Annotated in this window: 1 protein-coding gene; it reads right to left on the reverse strand. The window is 41.5% G+C overall.

Going from position 1 to position 634, the window contains the following annotated elements; all coding sequences use genetic code 11:
* The coding region (locus K3G25_RS20600) for a T7SS effector LXG polymorphic toxin (protein WP_269770605.1) at nucleotides 1-634 on the reverse strand (634 nt) is incomplete at both ends.

Here is a 634-nt window from a genome sequence, read left to right on the forward strand (position 1 = left end):
CACCGTGTCTTTCCCGACATCATATAAACCAACGCCGGCTCCTTTTAAAATATCCCAAGTCACTTCTCCGGCTTCTTCCATCTGTTTTGCTTGTTCAAGCTGAATGACATATTGCTGCTGGGAAGGTTCAAGATTCTCGTAACCGATCTTCTTCGCAATTTCCAAGTATTCATCCGGATCGGTCACACCGTCAGCCAGCTTTTTCTTTAGATCCTTGATTTCCCGCTCTTTCGCTTCTTCCTTCTTAAACGTTAAATATGTGTCTGAGTGTCTTGCAATCTCGCCTTTTTTCTTATGTATGTCACTTTCTCTGTACGCCTTGGCGTTATAGTGAAGTGGTGTTACATTTTTCCCTTTGCCTGTAGCATTTTGGAGCTGCTGAAAATCTGCCTGAATGAAATGTTCATTTGCCTCGGTTTCTGCGTATTCTTTCGTTAGATCGTGATCAAGCTTTCCGAGTTTATGTATGGTCTTATCCCGTTTTTTGTCTGCTGAATCCAGCTTTTGATCGACATCTTCTGTAGAAAAAACATCAAGATGAATGATATCACTGATTTCATCAAGGATACCTTTCATTTCATTGCGCTGCTCCTGCATGATAGCTTGTGATGTATTCTTCGCATGTATCAACTCA

The sequence above is a fragment of the Bacillus sp. FCW2 genome, from assembly GCF_021228595.1.
Lineage (GTDB): Bacteria > Bacillota > Bacilli > Bacillales > Bacillaceae > Bacillus > Bacillus velezensis.